This is a genomic window from Mycobacterium sp. NS-7484 (genome assembly GCF_001953975.1).
Taxonomy (GTDB): Bacteria; Actinomycetota; Actinomycetes; order Mycobacteriales; family Mycobacteriaceae; genus Mycobacterium.
Genome location: NZ_MBEJ01000099.1, coordinates 126,389 through 142,301, shown reverse-complemented (window position 1 = coordinate 142,301; position 15,913 = coordinate 126,389). Strand labels below are relative to the sequence as shown.

At 67.6% G+C, this 15,913-nt stretch carries 21 protein-coding genes and 1 riboswitch; of the genes, 12 read left to right on the top strand and 9 right to left on the bottom strand.

All coding sequences use genetic code 11. The features are described 5' to 3' along the window. Nucleotides 1-4: 4 nt before the first annotated feature. Entirely contained in the window at nt 5-1,027 is a 1,023-nt protein-coding gene (locus A5733_RS19070) for a diiron oxygenase (RefSeq protein WP_067769961.1), read from the bottom strand. Between the two features lie 121 nt (nt 1,028-1,148). Here A5733_RS19070 and map point away from each other — a divergent pair, with 121 nt between their 5' ends. From map to A5733_RS19050, 4 genes are all read left to right on the top strand, one after another. After that, the gene (map, locus tag A5733_RS19065) at nt 1,149-1,913 is read left to right on the top strand and encodes a type I methionyl aminopeptidase (protein WP_076241248.1); all 765 of its coding nucleotides are present in this window, start codon (nt 1,149-1,151) and stop codon (nt 1,911-1,913) included. Between the two features lie 23 nt (nt 1,914-1,936). Beyond that, entirely contained in the window at nt 1,937-3,043 is a 1,107-nt protein-coding gene (gene serC, locus A5733_RS19060; protein WP_076241247.1) for a phosphoserine transaminase, read from the top strand. A gap of 71 nt (nt 3,044-3,114) precedes the next feature. Further along, on the top strand, nt 3,115-3,918 hold the full coding sequence (gene sepH, locus A5733_RS19055; protein WP_076241246.1) for a septation protein SepH: 804 nt from the start codon (nt 3,115-3,117) through the stop codon (nt 3,916-3,918). A 130-nt stretch (nt 3,919-4,048) separates the two neighbouring features. Next, on the top strand, nt 4,049-4,984 hold the full coding sequence (locus A5733_RS19050; protein ID WP_076241245.1) for a type IV toxin-antitoxin system AbiEi family antitoxin domain-containing protein: 936 nt from the start codon (nt 4,049-4,051) through the stop codon (nt 4,982-4,984). A 72-nt stretch (nt 4,985-5,056) separates the two neighbouring features. On the opposite strand, the gene A5733_RS19045 is transcribed toward A5733_RS19050, so the two are convergent. The 3 genes from A5733_RS19045 to A5733_RS19035 are packed head-to-tail and all read right to left on the bottom strand — an operon-like array spanning nt 5,057 to nt 6,601. Then, a complete protein-coding gene (locus A5733_RS19045; RefSeq protein ID WP_067769953.1) occupies nt 5,057-5,332 on the bottom strand; it encodes a DUF2537 domain-containing protein in 276 nt (91 codons plus the stop codon). Nucleotides 5,333-5,336: 4 nt separating this feature from the next. Further along, a complete protein-coding gene (locus tag A5733_RS19040) occupies nt 5,337-6,173 on the bottom strand; it encodes an RNA methyltransferase (RefSeq protein ID WP_076241244.1) in 837 nt (278 codons plus the stop codon). Next, on the bottom strand, nt 6,170-6,601 hold the full coding sequence (locus tag A5733_RS19035) for a MarR family winged helix-turn-helix transcriptional regulator (protein WP_067769949.1): 432 nt from the start codon (nt 6,599-6,601) through the stop codon (nt 6,170-6,172). The genes A5733_RS19040 and A5733_RS19035 overlap by 4 nt, the downstream gene beginning before the upstream one ends. Nucleotides 6,602-6,686: 85 nt before the next feature. On the opposite strand from A5733_RS19035, the gene A5733_RS19030 reads away from it, so the two are divergent. Together A5733_RS19030 and A5733_RS19025 are read left to right on the top strand one after the other, a co-directional pair. Then, a complete protein-coding gene (locus tag A5733_RS19030; protein ID WP_076241243.1) occupies nt 6,687-6,947 on the top strand; it encodes a DUF2530 domain-containing protein in 261 nt (86 codons plus the stop codon). 9 nt (nt 6,948-6,956) lie between these two features. Then, nucleotides 6,957-7,409 (top strand): SRPBCC family protein, encoded by a 453-nt coding sequence (locus tag A5733_RS19025; RefSeq protein WP_067769945.1) that lies wholly within the window; start codon nt 6,957-6,959, stop codon nt 7,407-7,409. Between the two features lie 7 nt (nt 7,410-7,416). Here the strand turns inward: A5733_RS19025 and A5733_RS19020 are convergent, their stop codons facing one another. Then, a complete protein-coding gene (locus A5733_RS19020; protein WP_076241285.1) occupies nt 7,417-8,199 on the bottom strand; it encodes a DUF3027 domain-containing protein in 783 nt (260 codons plus the stop codon). A gap of 141 nt (nt 8,200-8,340) precedes the next feature. Here A5733_RS19020 and A5733_RS19015 point away from each other — a divergent pair, with 141 nt between their 5' ends. Both A5733_RS19015 and A5733_RS19010 read left to right on the top strand, forming a co-directional pair. After that, a complete protein-coding gene (locus A5733_RS19015; protein WP_142254088.1) occupies nt 8,341-9,915 on the top strand; it encodes an MFS transporter in 1,575 nt (524 codons plus the stop codon). Continuing rightward, entirely contained in the window at nt 9,912-10,421 is a 510-nt protein-coding gene (locus tag A5733_RS19010) for a DUF2771 domain-containing protein (protein WP_076241241.1), read from the top strand. The genes A5733_RS19015 and A5733_RS19010 overlap by 4 nt, the downstream gene beginning before the upstream one ends. Here the strand turns inward: A5733_RS19010 and A5733_RS19005 are convergent. Both A5733_RS19005 and A5733_RS19000 read right to left on the bottom strand, forming a co-directional pair. Continuing rightward, a complete protein-coding gene (locus A5733_RS19005) occupies nt 10,410-11,426 on the bottom strand; it encodes a glutathione S-transferase family protein (protein WP_076241240.1) in 1,017 nt (338 codons plus the stop codon). The two genes, A5733_RS19010 and A5733_RS19005, sit on opposite strands and share 12 nt — an antisense overlap. A gap of 24 nt (nt 11,427-11,450) precedes the next feature. Then, nucleotides 11,451-11,861 (bottom strand): cold-shock protein, encoded by a 411-nt coding sequence (locus tag A5733_RS19000; RefSeq protein ID WP_067769936.1) that lies wholly within the window; start codon nt 11,859-11,861, stop codon nt 11,451-11,453. 163 nt (nt 11,862-12,024) lie between these two features. Between A5733_RS19000 and A5733_RS18995 the strand changes: the two genes are divergently transcribed. The 4 genes from A5733_RS18995 (at nt 12,025) to A5733_RS18980 (ending at nt 14,975) form a co-directional block, all read left to right on the top strand. Further along, nucleotides 12,025-12,417 (top strand): YccF domain-containing protein, encoded by a 393-nt coding sequence (locus A5733_RS18995; protein ID WP_076241239.1) that lies wholly within the window; start codon nt 12,025-12,027, stop codon nt 12,415-12,417. Beyond that, complete coding sequence (gene moaA, locus A5733_RS18990; RefSeq protein WP_076241238.1) at nt 12,414-13,481, top strand: GTP 3',8-cyclase MoaA; 1,068 nt, start codon at nt 12,414-12,416, stop codon at nt 13,479-13,481. Before A5733_RS18995 ends, moaA begins: the two co-directional genes overlap by 4 nt. Then, on the top strand, nt 13,482-13,745 hold the full coding sequence (locus A5733_RS18985) for a MoaD/ThiS family protein (RefSeq protein ID WP_067769930.1): 264 nt from the start codon (nt 13,482-13,484) through the stop codon (nt 13,743-13,745). Nucleotides 13,746-13,962: 217 nt separating this feature from the next. Continuing rightward, nucleotides 13,963-14,174, top strand: a riboswitch (cyclic di-AMP (ydaO/yuaA leader). Nucleotides 14,175-14,183: 9 nt separating this feature from the next. Beyond that, on the top strand, nt 14,184-14,975 hold the full coding sequence (locus A5733_RS18980; protein WP_076241237.1) for a transglycosylase family protein: 792 nt from the start codon (nt 14,184-14,186) through the stop codon (nt 14,973-14,975). Between the two features lie 27 nt (nt 14,976-15,002). Here A5733_RS18980 and A5733_RS18975 read toward each other — a convergent pair whose 3' ends face one another. Together A5733_RS18975 and A5733_RS18970 are read right to left on the bottom strand one after the other, a co-directional pair. Continuing rightward, nucleotides 15,003-15,431: a molybdenum cofactor biosynthesis protein MoaE gene (locus A5733_RS18975; RefSeq protein WP_076241236.1), complete on the bottom strand. Its 429-nt coding sequence runs from the start codon at nt 15,429-15,431 to the stop codon at nt 15,003-15,005. Continuing rightward, a complete protein-coding gene (locus A5733_RS18970; protein WP_076241235.1) occupies nt 15,428-15,907 on the bottom strand; it encodes a molybdenum cofactor biosynthesis protein B in 480 nt (159 codons plus the stop codon). The genes A5733_RS18975 and A5733_RS18970 overlap by 4 nt, the downstream gene beginning before the upstream one ends. Between the last annotated feature and the right edge of the window lie 6 nt (nt 15,908-15,913).

The following is a 15,913-nucleotide window of genomic DNA, read 5'->3' as shown; positions in this document are numbered from 1 at the left end:
AGGACTAGGCAGCCGTCACGGGGACCAGGTGCTCGCGCTGCGGCTCGCTGCGGTACCGGCTCGGCGGCCCGTCGATCTTGCAGATCTTCCACATCAGCTTGGCGATCGGGTTCATCAGCCCGGTGTCGGTGCACAGCATCCGGACGTCGCCGAACATGTCCCGCAGCATCTTCCGCGACTCGGGCGCCTTGAAGAAGAGCTCCTTGCGCACCGAGCGGGGGATGTCGAATTCCTTCCAGAACGCCCGCGGCGGCACGATGATGGCCGAGCACAGGATGCGCATGGTCAGCGGCACGAACAGCGACAGGATCCAGCGCTGCCGGCGGCGCAGGTTCGGCACCCGCTTGTGCAGGTACTGGTGTGCGAACGAGATGTGCCGGGCCTCCTCGGCGACGTGAATCGCCATGACGCGCTCCATGATCGGATGCAGGGCCTTGCCCTCGCGCAGCACGTTCTTCTGGGTGTGGTCGATGGGCTCCTCACCGGCGAGCACGCCGAAGAAGAACGGGATCGGCAGCGGGCCGGCGGCCAGCGGGATCAGCGGCTGCACCCACTTGAGCAGCCGCGGCATGCCCGGCACATCCTTGCCGATGCGGTTCACCATCTCCTGGAACATCAGGGTGTGGTTGCACTCTTCAACCGACTCGTGCAGGCAGTACCGGTACTCCGGCGACCCGTTGGGCACCCAGAACGAGTACTCCATCAGCCCGCGGATCAGGATGTTCTCGAAGTGCAGGCCGACCTTGGCGACGTTGGCCTGACGCCACATGCCGATCTCGATCTGCCGCTCGACGGGCTGCGCCTGGTACCAGGGATGGCCGCCCATCGGATCGGTCGCGGGCAGGATCCAGCGCGGGTCGTTGGGCACGACGGCGAATTCCGGCGAGTCCCACTCGATGTCCTTGTACGGGTTGAAGTTGCGCCGCACCGACCCCTCGGACAGTGTGGTGAGCATGTCGACGTACTGGGTGTCGTCGCTGACGTCCATGTTCTTGCGCCAACGCCTGACCATCTTGGTCCGAGCCATGTTGCAGACCTCTCTATCATTGTCTGAGGTTTACATCTACCCACTTGTTGTACAACGGTACCGCAGGTATCGAGTAAATGTCCATGCCTGATTCGAAAAGTTTGCCAACCAGGAACACGCCATGGTCGATCTGAAGACAGAAGCGCAGGTCGAGGCGATGGCAGCCGCGGGAGCGGTTGTCGCCGAAGTGTTGCAGGCGATCGTCGCGAAAGCCGCTGCCGGGGATACCACCGCCGATCTGGACCGCATCGCCGCCGACATCCTCACCGCGCATGGCGCCTCCTCGCCCTTCTTGAACTACCACCCCCGCTGGGCCCCCAAACCCTTCCCCGCGGTGCTGTGCGTCAGCGTCAACGACGCGATCGTCCACGGCATCCCCGACGGCACCGTGCTGGCCGACGGTGACCTGGTGTCGGTGGACTTCGGCGCAACGCTGAACGGCTGGTGCGGCGACGCTGCACGCAGTTTCGTCGTCGGCACCCCCGACCCCGCCGACACCGCCCTGATCGAGGCGACGGACGCGGCGCTGGCCGCCGGCATCGCCGCGGTGCGCCCCGGCAACGCGTTGGGCGACATCGGCCACGCGATTGCCGCGGTGGCCCGGGAGGCGGGATACGGACTGCTGGCCAACCACGGCGGACACGGCATCGGACGCACGATGCACGAGGCGCCCCACGTCCCCAACGTCGGTCGACGCGGCGAAGGCATGACGTTGCGGCCCGGCCTGGTGATCGCGATCGAGCCGATGCTGATCGCCGACGGAACCACCGGCTACGTCCACGACCCGGACGGATGGACGCTGCGCAGCACCACCGGGGCCCGCGCCGCGCACAGTGAGCACACTGTGGCCGTCACCACCCGCGGTGCCCGAATTTTGACGCGGTAACGGGCGTCTTTAGGCTGGTCGGTATGGCTGAACTCATCATCCCTGCCGAACTCAAGCCCCGCGACGGCCGTTTCGGATGTGGCCCCTCCAAGGTCCGCCCCGAGCAACTGACCGCGTTGGCCGCTGCCGGGGATCTGTTCGGCACGTCCCATCGGCAGGCCCCGATCAAGAATCTGGTGGGCCGGGTCCGTGACGGGCTGCGTCAGCTGTTCTCTGTTCCCGACGGCTATGAGGTGATCCTGGGCAACGGCGGGTCGACCGCATTCTGGGATGCCGCGGCGTTCGGTTTGATCGACAAGAAGTCCCTGCACCTGACCTACGGCGAGTTCAGCAGCAAGTTCGCCTCGTGCGTGGCCAAGAACCCGTTCATCGGTGACCCGATCGTCGTCAAGACCGACCCGGGCACCGCCCCCGAGCCGCAGTCCGACCCCTCGGTGGACGCCGTGGCCTGGGCGCACAACGAGACCTCGACCGGTGTCTCGGTGCCGGTGACCCGCCCCGCCGGCGACGCGCTGGTGCTGATCGACGCCACCTCCGCGGCCGGCGGCCTGCCCGTGACCATCACCGACGCCGATGCGTATTACTTTGCGCCGCAGAAGAATTTCGCCGGCGACGGTGGGCTGTGGTTGGCCATCATGAGCCCGGCCGCGCTGGCGCGTATCGAGGCGATCGCCGCGACGGACCGCTGGGTGCCCGACTTCCTGTCGCTGCCGATCGCGGTGGAGAACAGCCTGAAGAACCAGACCTACAACACCCCGGCCATCGCGACGCTGATCCTGCTGGCCGAACAGCTGGACTGGCTCAACGGCAACGGTGGCCTGGACTGGGCCGTCAAACGCACCGCGGATTCCTCGCAGCGGCTGTACTCGTGGGCCGAGGCGTCGAGCTTCGCCACACCGTTCGTCACCGATCCGGCGCTGCGTTCGCAGGTGGTCGGCACGATCGACTTCAGCGAATCCGTCGATGCCGCCGCGGTCGCCAAGGTGTTGCGCAGCAACGGCATCGTGGACACCGAGCCCTACCGCAAGCTGGGCCGTAACCAGCTGCGCATCGGCATGTTCCCGGCCGTGGATCCCGATGACGTGAGCGCCCTGACCAGCTGCGTCGACTGGGTCGTGCAGAACCTCTGACACCTCCCCAGCGTGTCAGCGCGGTCACGGGCTGATAACGCAGTAGGGTTCGCGCAGGAGGTTTGGTCGGTATGCGAGAACTCAGAGTCGTTGGATTGAACGTCGACGGCAGGCGCATCATCTGCGAATCCGACGACTCCGCCAAGGACATGTTCAGCTTGCGTGTCGACGACCGTCTGCGCGCAGCGATGCGCGGCGACACGGTCACCTCGAATCAGTCCGAGATCGATGTAGAGGTGCAGAACGTGCTGCGACCCAAGGAGATTCAGGCGAAGATCCGCGCCGGGGCATCGGTCGAGCAGTTGGCCACCGCCGCCGGGGTGCCTATCGAGCGGGTCGAGCGGTTCGCCCATCCGGTGTTGCTGGAGCGCGCCCGCGCGGCTGAGCTGGCCACCGCAGCGCACCCGGTGCTGGCCGACGGACCGGCCGTGCTCACCCTGCTGGAAACGGTCACGACGGCGCTGGTGGCCCGCGGCCTCGATCCCGACTCCATCTCCTGGGACGCCTGGCGTAACGAGGACAGCCGCTGGACGGTGCAGCTGGCCTGGAAGGCGGGGCGGTCGGACAACGTCGCACACTTCCGGTTCAGCCCGGGCGCCCACGGGGGCACCGTCACCGCCTCTGACGACGCGGCCCGTCAGCTGATCAACCCCGAGATGGGCCGGCCGCTGCGTCCTGTGGCCGCGGTGCCGCACCTGTTCGACGACCACGAGACGCACGAGGTCCAGGACGCTTCCGAGCCCCAGCAGGTCGCGGCGCCCGAAGTGCAGGCTCCGGCTCCCCCGGCCCCCAAGCGCAGCCGCAAGGCCCGCGCGACGGTTCCAGCCTGGGAGGACGTGCTGCTGGGGGTTCGCTCGTCGGGCACGCAACCCTGATCCTCTGATCTCACTGCCTGTGCTGAAGATTGTGGTCACCAGGTAGCCCGAATCTTCAGCGTTGGTAGTTATCCACAGAGGCGCGGAACGGGTCTGGTCACAGCTGGGCTGGTCGGCGAGCATCGACGGCGTGGATATCGATGACGTGCTTCGGCAGCAGTCGGGCGTCATTTCACGTCGACAAGCCCTGGATGCGGGGCTGCAGCAGCACGACATTCGACGGTTGCTCCGGCGCAATGAGTGGACCCGGGTCCACGACGGCGTATACATCGATCACACCGGACCATCGACATGGCTGCAACGAGCTTGGGCCGCAGTGCTTTACGCCGCTCCGGCGGCGTTGTGCCTGGAATCGGCGTTGACCGACGAGGGTGCGGTAATCCATGTCGCAGTCTCCCGCGACCGGGGCGTGCTGGCTGAGCCCCCAGGAGTGCGCATCCACCATCTGACCCACCTGGAAGAGCGGGTGCTCTGGCACGTCGGGCCGCCACGGCTACGTTTCGAAGAAGCCGCCCTTGACGTCGCATGCCTGGCCAAATCCGAGTTCGATGCGATCGCGGCGCTGGCCAACGCGTGCCAGTCGCGGCGGACCACCGCGCGGCGCCTACTGCACGCCCTCGACGCTCGTCAGCGGGTTCGAAGACGCCGCTGGCTACGTGCGGTGATCGTCGACATCGCCGAGGGCACCTGCTCAGTCCTGGAGCACGGGTACCTCAATCGCGTGGAACGGGCGCACGGGTTGCCCCGGGCTACCCGTCAGAAGCGTTCGACCTCATCGGTGGGAGTGAGCTACCGAGATGTCGAATACGGTCAACGGCTCGTGGTCGAACTCGATGGTCTCCTGTTTCACAACACGGCATCGGCGCGCAGCCGGGATGCCGAGCGTGACCTGGACGCCGCGGTCGATGGCCGCTCAACCGTCCGGCTGTCCTACCGTCAGGTTTTCGACAGACCGTGCCGGACCGCCGCGAAGATCGCCCAGGTGATGCGGCGACACGGCATCACGGTGAATGGCCACGCCTGCGGGCCGGACTGCGAGTTCGGCCGCGTGGAACTGGCGGCCTGACGTGGAAAGCTGCCAACGCTGAAGATCGGGGCTACCTGGCGACCCCAATCTTCAGCACTGAGGAGGACCCGCTCAGGCTTGGCTCAACCCGATGGCCAACAGCACCAACCAGCCACCCGCCACGCCGACGGCCGACCCCAGCACGAACCACCGCCACACCGGACGGCGCCGCCACCCCCACACCGTGGGAGCCAGCCCGCCGACCGCCACCATGTTGAGCCCGATCGCCAGCAGCGGGTGCACCCGCAACAGCCCCATGCCGAGCACCACGATCGCGGCACCCAGCACCGCGGCCACAAAGCCGGCCACCGTCAAGCCGGTACCCCACGGCGTGGAATCGTCGGTCACGGTGTCAATCTAACGCGATCGGGCCTCCGAGCCGGGCACGCTCGTAGAACGCCAACGCCGCGGCGGTCGCCACATTGAGCGAATCGGTGCCGCGCGACATCGGGATCCGCACGCGCACATCGCTGGCCCGCATCGTCCGCTCGGTCAGGCCCGGCCCCTCCGCGCCGACCAGGATGCCCACCCGCTGCGCGTCGAGCTGCGTCATCGCCTCCGACAGCGTCGCCGCGGCCGGGTCCGGCGTCATGGCCAACAGCCGAAAACCATTGTCGCGCAACAGTTCCAACTCATCAGGCCAGGAGCAGGCGCGGGCGAACGGAACCAGCAGGGCATGCCCCATCGACACCCGCACCGCACGGCGGTACAGCGGATCGGCACATCCGGCGCCGAACACCACGGCATCGATTGCCAGCCCGGCGGCATTGCGGAAGATCGACCCGAGGTTCTCGTGATCGTTGACCCCTTCGAGCACCGCCACGGTGCGTGCTTCGGAGATCACCTCGGCCACCGTCAGTTCCGGCGCGCGCGAGGCCGACGCCAGCACGCCGCGGTTCAGATGAAACCCGACCGCGGCGGCCATCACCTCGGCACTGGCGCGATAGAACGGCACCTCCACCCCGTCGAGGTCGGCGGCCAGCTCGGTCAGCCGCCGGTCGGTGCCCAGCAGCGCCCGAGGGACGAAGCGGGAGGCCAGCATCCGCTGCACCACCAGCACCCCCTCGGCGATCACCAGGCCTTTGCCGCTGGGCAGATCGGGGCGGCGGTCCACGCTGTTGAGATCGCGGAAGTCGTCCAACCGGGGATCGGCCGGATCATCGATGTCGACGACGTTCAGCAGACTCACGCGCCTTCGACGACCATGGCCGACATCAGGTTGGTCGCGGTGAGCAGGGTCTGACGTTCGGCCGCGTTCAGCCGGGACAGATGAGTCATCAGCCATTCCTGGCTGGCGCGGCGTTCGGCCTCGACCAGACTCCTGCCGGCCGACGATGCCGAGACCACGATCTGACGCCCGTCGACCGGATGGGCGGCCCGGATCACCAGACCCTGCTCGGACAACGACGCGATCACCCGGGTCATCGACGGCGGGCGTACGCGCTCCCGGATTGCCAACGCGCCCGGGGTCATCGCGCCTTCCTTGACCAACGTGGCCAGCGCCGAGAACTGGGTCAGCGAAACCGGGGATTCCGCACGCCGCGTGCGCAATTGGCGCGCGAGACGCACAACTGCGAGCGCCAGATCATTCGCGAGCACCGATTCCGGATCTTTCACATCGCAAATAGTACTGAGCCCCCGAGCGCAAAGGGCTAAAACGAAGACCAATGAATGGTCACCGGATCGGATACGTTGGTCGGCGATGACCGAGGAAACCAACGACCCGGCGCCGCAACTTCCGGCATTGCCTGCCGCGCTGCTGGAACCGTGGCCGGTGATCCTGGTGATCGCCACGGCCTGGCTGATCGCCACGATCCTGTCGTTCACGGTGGGCGCGCTGCACGTGTGGCGGCCGTTCACCGTCGCGGGGCTGGCGATCGGTGTGCTCGGCACGTCTATATTCCTGATCCAGCGCCGTGCCGTGCGACGCGGATCTCGCGGCGCGCAAAGCGGATTGACCTGAGGAGACACCATGGCCGCACCACTACTGCAAGCCAGCATCGACATCGACGCGCCCGTCGACAAGGTGTGGGGACTGATCTCGGACCTGCGCCTGATGCCGCAGTGGAGCCCGCAGTGCCGGCTGATGAAACCGCTGGGACCGGTGCGTCCGGGCACCCGCACGTTCAACCTCAACCGGCGCAAGTTCCTGTTCTGGCCCACCACGTCACGCCTCACCGAGGTGATCGACAAACAGAAGCTGGCGTTCCTGGTGGAGGCCAACAACACCGTGTGGACCTACGAACTCGAGCCGACGGCGAACGGCACCCGGGTGACGGAGTCCCGCCATGCCGAGAACGGCACCTCGGCCGTGTCCAATGCGCTGGTGAATGCCCTCATGGGCGGCGTGCCCAGCTTCGAGGACGAGCTCGTCGACGGGATGAAGGCCTCGCTGGCCCGCATCAAGGCCGCCGCCGAGAGCTGAGCCCGCCTCAGTCGGCGAGATCAAGCACACCGTCGTCGTACGGTTCGTACATCGGCGACCCGGTGCCCGGCGGTTGCGGCGTGTCCGAATGGGCGCCGCAGCCATACTCGGCCTCCACCACGTGCCCGTCGGCGGACAGCTCGTTGGCGCAGACTCCGAACATCACGCCCAGCGCGCCGCCGAGCGGCAGGTAAAAGCCACAATCACGGCAGACCCGGCGCGTCGAGCGGGCCATCGCCGAACCGGGCCCGTAATCCCCGTCGTGCCAGCGTTGCGCCGCCTGCGCGCGGCCCCATTCACTGAGCAACTGGCGCCGGCCCAGGCCGAGCTCCAGCGCGGTGTCATCGATCAGCGGATCCCCGGTGGCGACATACCCGGGCACCAGCCGCGGATCATTCGGAGCCGGGGCCAGCAGATCGCCCGGGCCGAGATCGCCGGGGCGCACCCGGTCCTGCCAGGGCACCCACTGCGGAGCCAGCAACGCCGTCGGGCCCGGCACCAGCACCAGCTCACTGATCGTCGCGTGGTCGGCACCCGGGTAGGCGGCCACCACGACGGCCCACTGCCAGCCGCGGTAACCAGGCAGATCGGCCAGGAACCGGTGCGTGGCCGAGGCAGAGTCCTCGATGCTCGCACCGAGGTATTCACCCACCGCGTCCAGGCCGCTGAACTCGATCAGCGCCGCGCGGGCCTGCTCGGTGGCACCCAACAGCACCGCTTCCTGCTCCGGCGACGGGGCCGCCGGAGGGGTTTGGGCAGACTGCTCAGCTGGTTCGGTCACGCTTTCCATCGCCTCCATAGTGCCTGACCGGGGCAACCTCGAGCCACACCGGTTGCCTGTCGGCCACCGCGGCGGCAGATGAGAGAGAATCGGGGCGTGACCTATTACCCGCCGCGGCCACCGACCGATCGCGGTGCGGAACATCCCGGAATGGCCAACTATCCCAGTGATGAGACGCCGCGTCGGCCACGCCGGCAATCGGTGCCCAGTTCCAATCGCTGGCTGCCGCCGCTCGACGAGCAACACACCGCCACGTATTCCGGGCACGATGAACCGCCACGCTCGCGCGGGGTCGGCTCGGCGGCCGGCGAGAAGGTCACCGTCACTCGGGCCGCCGCCGCCCGAAGCCGCGAAATGGGCACGCGGATGTACGGTTTCGTGCACCGCGCCGCCACCGCCGACGGCGCCGACAAGTCCGGCCTGACCGCGCTCACCTGGCCCGTGGTGGCGAACTTCGCCGTCGACGCGGCCATGGCCGTCGCCCTGGCCAACACGCTGTTCTTCGCCGCGGCCAGCGGCGAGTCCAAGAGCAAGGTCGCGCTGTACCTGCTGATCACGATTGCCCCGTTCGCGGTGATCGCCCCGCTGATCGGGCCCGCGCTGGACCGCCTGCAACACGGCCGACGGATGGCGCTGGCCGCGTCGTTCGCGTTGCGCACCGCGCTGATCGTCGTGCTGATCGCCAACTACGACGGTGCCACCGGAAGCTATCCGTCCTGGGTGCTCTACCCGTGCGCGCTCGGCATGATGGTGCTGTCCAAATCGTTCTCGGTGCTGCGCAGCGCGGTCACTCCGCGCGTGTTGCCGCCGTCGATCGACCTGGTCCGGGTGAACTCGCGGCTGACGACGTTCGGTCTGCTCGGCGGCACCGTCGTGGGCGGCGGCATCGCTGCGGGCGCCGAGTATCTGTTCAACGTCGCGCAGTTGCCCGGCGCGCTGTATGTGGTGGTCGCCGTCACGGTGGCCGGCGCCGTGCTGTCGATGCGGATCCCGAAGTGGGTGGAGGTCACCGAGGGTGAGGTGCCCACGACGCTGAGCTACCACGGTCAGTCGGGCGGTGGTGCCGGCGAGCTGCGCCGTCACCCCGACAAGCCCAAGGCCGAGCGACAACCCCTGGGTCGCAACACCATCACCGCGCTGTGGGGCAACTGCACCATCAAGGTGATGGTCGGCTTCCTGTTCCTCTATCCCGCGTTCGTCGCCAAGTCGCACGACGCCAGCGGCTGGGAACAGCTGCTCATCCTCGGCCTGATCGGCGCCGCGGCCGGCGTCGGCAACTTCGGCGGCAACATCGCTGCCGCCCGGCTCAAGTTGGGCCACCCCGCACAGCTGGTGGTGCGGGCCGCGACCGCGGTGACGGTCGTCGCGCTGGCCGCCGCGCTCACCGGAAACCTTCTGGTGGCCGCCGGGGCCACGCTCGTCACCTCCGCCGCCAGCGCCATCGCCAAGGCCTCCCTCGACGCCTCCCTGCAGGATGACCTTCCCGAGGCGTCCCGGGCCTCGGCCTTCGGCCGCTCCGAATCGGTGTTGCAGCTGGCCTGGGTGGCCGGCGGTGCGACCGGAGTGCTGATCTATACAGACCTCTCAGTCGGGTTCACTACGATCACGGCCGTGCTGATACTCGGTCTCGCGCAGACAATCGTGAGCTATCGCGGCGAATCGCTGATTCCCGGCCTCGGCGGCAACCGCCCGGTGCTGGCCGCTCGACAAGGCGGCAGCAGGTGAAGCGCACCGTGATGATCCTGGCCGCCGTAGTGGTCCTGGCCATCGCCGGCACCGGCGTCGGAATCTGGAAGCTCAGCCGCGGCCATGGCGATCAACTGCCGCAGATCAGCGCCTACTCACACGGGCACTCGGTGCGCATCGGCCCGTTCCAGTACTGCCAGGTGCTCAACCTCGACGACTGCGTCGACCCGCAGCAGACGGGCGAACTGCCGGTCACCGAGGACAACCCGGTACAGCTCTCGGTGTCCAGCGCGATCGCGCGGGCACCGTGGCGGCTGCTGCGGGTCTACGAGAACCCGATCGACACCACGGTCTCCTACTACGCACCCAAGACCACCCTGGCCGTCACCATCCCGACCGTCGACCCCAACCGCGGCCGGCTCACCGGATTGGCCGTCCAACTGTTGACCCTGGTGCAGGACCAGGACGGCAAAGAGTTCGCGCTGCCGCACGCCGAGTGGTCGGTGAGCACCGTCTGGCCGGAGAAACCGGCGCTAGCCCGCTGAGTGCCCGGCCGGTACCCGCTCCCCCTCGGGCGTCGACCCCGGCGGGGTACCGTCGCCGAAAGGCCTGCCGCCCAGCGCTTCCCGACCATGTGGCGTAAGCCAGTTGGCCAGATCCGGACCCTTGGGCACGATCTGCGTCGGGTTGATGTCGGAATGCACGATGTAGTAGTGCTGCTTGATCTGGACGAAGTCGATGGTGTCGCCGAACCCCGGCGTCTGGAACAGATCACGGGCATAGGCCCACAACACCGGTAGCTCGCTGAGCTTGGACCGGTTGCACTTGAAATGACCGTGGTACACCGGATCGAAGCGGGCCAGCGTGGTGAACAACCGGACGTCGGCCTCGGTGATGGTGTCGCCCACCAGATACCGCTGCGTGCTCAGCCGTTCGCTCAGCCAGTCCAGCGCGGCGAACAACCGGTCGTAGGCCTTGTCGTAGGCCTGCTGTGAACCCGCGAAACCGCAGCGGTACACACCGTTGTTGACCTCGGTGTAGATCCGTTGGGCCACCTCGTCGATCTCGGCACGCAACGGCTCGGGATACAGCTGCGGGGCACCGTCGCGGTGAAACTCCGTCCACTCGGTGGAGAAGTCCAGCGTCATCTGGGCGTAGTCGTTGGTCACCACCTCACCCGTGGCCACCTCGACGATCGCGGGCACGGTGATGCCCTTCTCGTAGTCGCCAAACCGCTTGAGGTACGCGTCGCGCAACCGCGGGATCTTCAGCACCGGGTCGACCCCACCGGGGTCGAGGTCGAACGTCCAGCTGCGCGCGTCGTGCGTCGGGCCGCAAAAGCCGATGGACAGCGCATCTTCCAAGCCCAACAACCGGCGCACGATGATCGTTCGATTGGCCCACGGACAGGCTCGCGCCACGATCAACCGATAACGGCCGGCCTCGACGGGGTAGCCGTCAGCACCATTGCGCGTGATGCGCGTGGTGATGTAGTTGGTGTCGCGGTTGAATTCGCCGCTGCCGCTCGCGACGTAGGAACCCTGAGCCATGCCCCCAGTGTTCCCGCCGAGCTGCTAGGCGTCGAGCTCCTGCGCGACGGCCTTGACCACCTCGGACACTCGCCGGGCCACCTTGCGGTCGGGGTAGCGCCCCTTGCGCAGCTCAGGCTGAACGATGTCCTCGAGCAGCGTGATCATGTCCGAGACCATGCCGTGCAGTTCATCGGGTGTGTGCTTGTGCTCGGGACGCTCGGCTTCACGCCGGCTGCGGCTCAGGCTCGGCGGCGGGTCGATGAGCTTGAGGCTCAACGCCTGCGGGCCGCGCCGTCCGGCGGCCACACCGAACTCCACGCGCTGACCGGCCTTGAGGGTCTCGACGCCCGCGGGCAACGCCGAGGACCGCACATAGACGTCCTCGCCCTCTTCCTGGGACAAAAAGCCGAAGCCCTTTTCAGCGTCGTACCACTTAACCTTGCCGGTCGGCACTGCTCTCACCCGCTCGTCGTTTGTCAGAACTACCTACACACATAAAGACCGCGTCCCGACGGCGCCGGGACGCGATGCAGCGATCTTACTCGGAGTCGGCCAGGCGGTTCACCTCGATTACTCGGTAGGCTTGCAGCACCTCTAAAGGAGAGATACGCCGCATATGCGAGTGATACTGAACATCATCTGGTTGATCTTCGGCGGCCTGTGGTTGGCGCTGGGCTATCTGCTGGCCGCGTTGATCTGTTTTGTCCTGATCATCACGATTCCGTTCGGGTTCGCGTCCCTGCGCATCGCTTCCTACGCCCTGTGGCCGTTCGGCCGCACCATCGTCGACAAACCGGGGACCCGGCCCGGCGCCCTGATCGGCAACATCATCTGGGTACTGCTGTTCGGCATCTGGCTCGCCATCGGCCACCTGGTCAGCGCGGCCGCCATGGCCGTCACCATCGTCGGGATTCCGCTGGCGCTGGCCGACCTGAAGATGATCCCCGTGTCACTGGTGCCGCTGGGCAAGGAGATCGTTCCCGTCGACTCGGTGAAGGTGCCGGCATGACGCTGACCTCACTCGGACTGCCGACCGTGACCCGCCAGCCGCTCGAGCCGGCCCCGACCAGCGGCCCGCTGGTCGACACCTACGGCCGGGCGGCCACCGACCTGCGGGTCTCGCTGACCGACAAGTGCAATCTGCGCTGTACCTATTGCATGCCCGCCGAGGGCCTCGACTGGCTGCCCGGCGAAGCGCTGCTCAGCGCCGACGAGCTGAGCCGGCTACTGCGCATCGCGGTGACCCGGCTGGGCATCACCAGCGTGCGGTTCACCGGCGGTGAGCCACTGGTCACCCGTCATCTCGAGGACGTGGTGGCCGCCGCGGCCGCCTTGTCACCCCGACCCGAGATCACCCTGACCACCAACGGCATCGGCTTGGCCCGACGGGCGGCAGGCCTCAAAGACGCCGGGCTGAACCGGATCAACGTGTCCCTGGACAGCGTCGACGCCGCCCACTTCGCCCGGATCACCCGCCGGGACCGACTGAGCGATGTGCTCGACGGGCTGGCCGCGGCCAAGGCGGCCGGGCTGGATCCGGTGAAGGTCAACGCCGTACTCGATCCGGTCTCCGGCCTGGACGACGCGGTGAAACTGCTGGGCTACTGCCTGGATCACGGATACCAGCTGCGGATCATCGAGCAGATGCCGCTGGACGCCGGACACACCTGGCAGCGCGGCACGGTGATCGACGCCGACACGATCTTGGCGACCTTGGGCCGCCACTTCGATCTTCGGCCCTCGGAGTCGCCGCGCGGATCGGCCCCCGCCGAGCTGTGGCAGGTGGCCGCGTCTGCGGCCCATCCCGCCGGCACCGTCGGGGTGATCGCCTCGGTGTCGCATGCCTTCTGCTCGGCCTGTGACCGCACGAGACTGACCGCCGATGGCCAGATCCGCAGTTGCCTGTTCTCGACCGAGGAGAGCGATCTGCGGGCGTTGTTGCGGGGCGGAGCCTCCGACGACGCGCTCGAGGCCGCCTGGCGGACGGCAATGTGGGCCAAGCCGGCCGGGCACGGCATCAACGACCCCGATTTCGTCCAACCTGTCCGGCCGATGAGCGCGATCGGCGGCTAGATGACACCCCAGACAACTGCCGTGACGATCCGTTATTTCGCCGCTGCCGCGGCCGCAGCCGGAGTTGATACGGAAACGTTAGATTTGGCGAGCGACGCGACGATCGCCACGCTCGTTGAGCACCTCAGCGAGCGCGACGCGGAACTCGCACGAGTATTAAAGCGCTGCTCATACCTGTCGGACGGGGTCGCCGTACGCGATATGGGCAAGCCAGTGTCAACGCTTCAAACGCTGGATGTGTTACCCCCCTTCGCCGGCGGCTAACGTGATTCCCGTCACATAACGAAATGGTCACGAGCTGGCTACGGCGGGGTGGAGCTCCGCTCTCACCTGCGAGAACGCGGCGGTAACCAGGACCTTTAAACAACTTTTAATGTTTGCTCGCGGGGAAAACGCCCGAGGCCGTCAAAGGTGACGCGGTAGCCGGGAACAGTTACCGTTCATTTCCAAGTCAACCGACCCTAATCAGTTGACCCACCCCATCCCGGTAGCGCCGAGCTCCATCCACCGGGCGGGGGTTACGACGAACACCAGGATGGAGGCGGGGGACCCAACCGGTCCACCGATTTATCAGGACCAGGAATCGCGTGCGGTTCCTTGGGGTGAAGCCGCCGTCGTTTCGACGACGCCGGCCGGGTGACCTCTCCCACCCGAACCCGACAGCTGACCTCGTGGGCGCATACGAGAGGAATCCTCACGCTTATGAGTGGACGGCACCGCAAGCCCACTTCATCGTCGTCAGCAAAAAGCGTCGCCAAAATCGCCTTCACCGGGGCTGTGCTCGGTGGCGGCGGCCTGGCGATGGCCGGCCACGCGATGGCCGCGACCGACGGCGAATGGGACCAGGTAGCCCGCTGCGAGTCCGGCGGCAACTGGGCCATCAACACCGGTAACGGCTACCACGGTGGTCTGCAGTTCTCCCCCAGCACGTGGTCCTCCCACGGCGGCGGCGAATACGCACCCACCGCCTACCTGGCCACCAAGGAAGAACAGATCGCCGTGGCCGAGCGCGTGCTCGCCAGCCAGGGCAAGGGCGCATGGCCCACCTGCGGGCGCGGCCTTTCCAGCGCCACCCCGCGCAACGTCGTGGCCGAGCCCGAGGCAGCCCCGCTGGATGCGCCCGAGGTGAACGGTGAACTACCGCCGCCGCCCGACGCGCCGCCCCCGGCACCCGAGGCCGCCCCGATGGACGCGCCGCTGCCGCCTGCCCCCGAAGCGTTGCCGCCGGCACCCGAGAACCTGCCGCCGGCTCCTGAAGCCTTGCCGCCGGCTCCCGAGGCTCCGGCACCCGAGGCCGCCCCGATCACCGATGCCGCACTGCAGGCGCCGGCTCCCGAGGCCCCCGCTCCGGCCCCTGAAGCGCCCGCTCCGGCCCCTGAGGCCCCGGCTCCCGAAGCGGCGCCTGCGCCCGCACAGCCGGTCAGCTACGTCGATCAGATCCAGCAGGCCATCGAGAATCAGGGCCTCGACGGCAACATCGTCATCAGCGGCTGAGTTTTAGGGCTGTTTCAGGCCTGAGTTTCAGGCCGAACCGACCCATTCGTCGGTGCCGTCGGAGAAGTACTGGTGTTTCCACACGGGTAGCCGCTCTTTGACGGTGTCGACGAGTAGGGCGCAGGTTTCGAACGCCGCCCTGCGATGGTCTGCTGCCACAGCGGCCACCAGGGCGGCGTCGCCGATCTGCAGGGTTCCGATGCGGTGACTGACCGCGATCGCCCGCACCCCCTCGGCCTGCGCGGCGACCTCCGCGGCCACCTCCTGCAGGGTCTGCAGGGCATTCGGATGCGCGGAGTAATCCAGCCGCGTGACCGAACGGCCGCCGTCGTGATCACGCACCACCCCGGAGAAACCGACCACCGCCCCGGCCGCCTCATGGGCCACCAGCGCCTCGTATTCGGTCAGCGAAATCGGTGTCTCGGTCAGCTCGACCCGCACGACTGTCGCGCTCATCTGGCATGGTCCTTCCCACCGAGCTGGTCCAACGCATGCTCCAGCACGCCGGCGAGCACGCCAAGGCCGTCCTTGACCCCACCGGCTGATCCGGGCAGGTTGACGATCAGGGTTTGTCCGGCGACACCGCAGACACCTCGGGAGAGCACCGCGGTCGGAACCTTGTGCACACCGGCGCGGCGGATGGCATCGGCCAGGCCGGGGATCTGATAGTCGAGCACCGAGACCGTCGCCTCAGGGGTGGCGTCGGTGGGTGAGATGCCGGTACCGCCCGAGGTGATGATCACGTCGACGCGTTCGGACAGCGCGGCGCGCAACGCATCACCGACGGCATGCCCGTCGGGCACCACCATCTGCTCGGTGACGTCATAGCCACGGTCGGACAGCCAACCGACGATCAGCGGTCCGGTCCGGTCGTCGTATATCCCGGCTGCGGCTCGGGTGGAGGCGATGATGACGCGGGCCGAACGCGTCACTGCTTC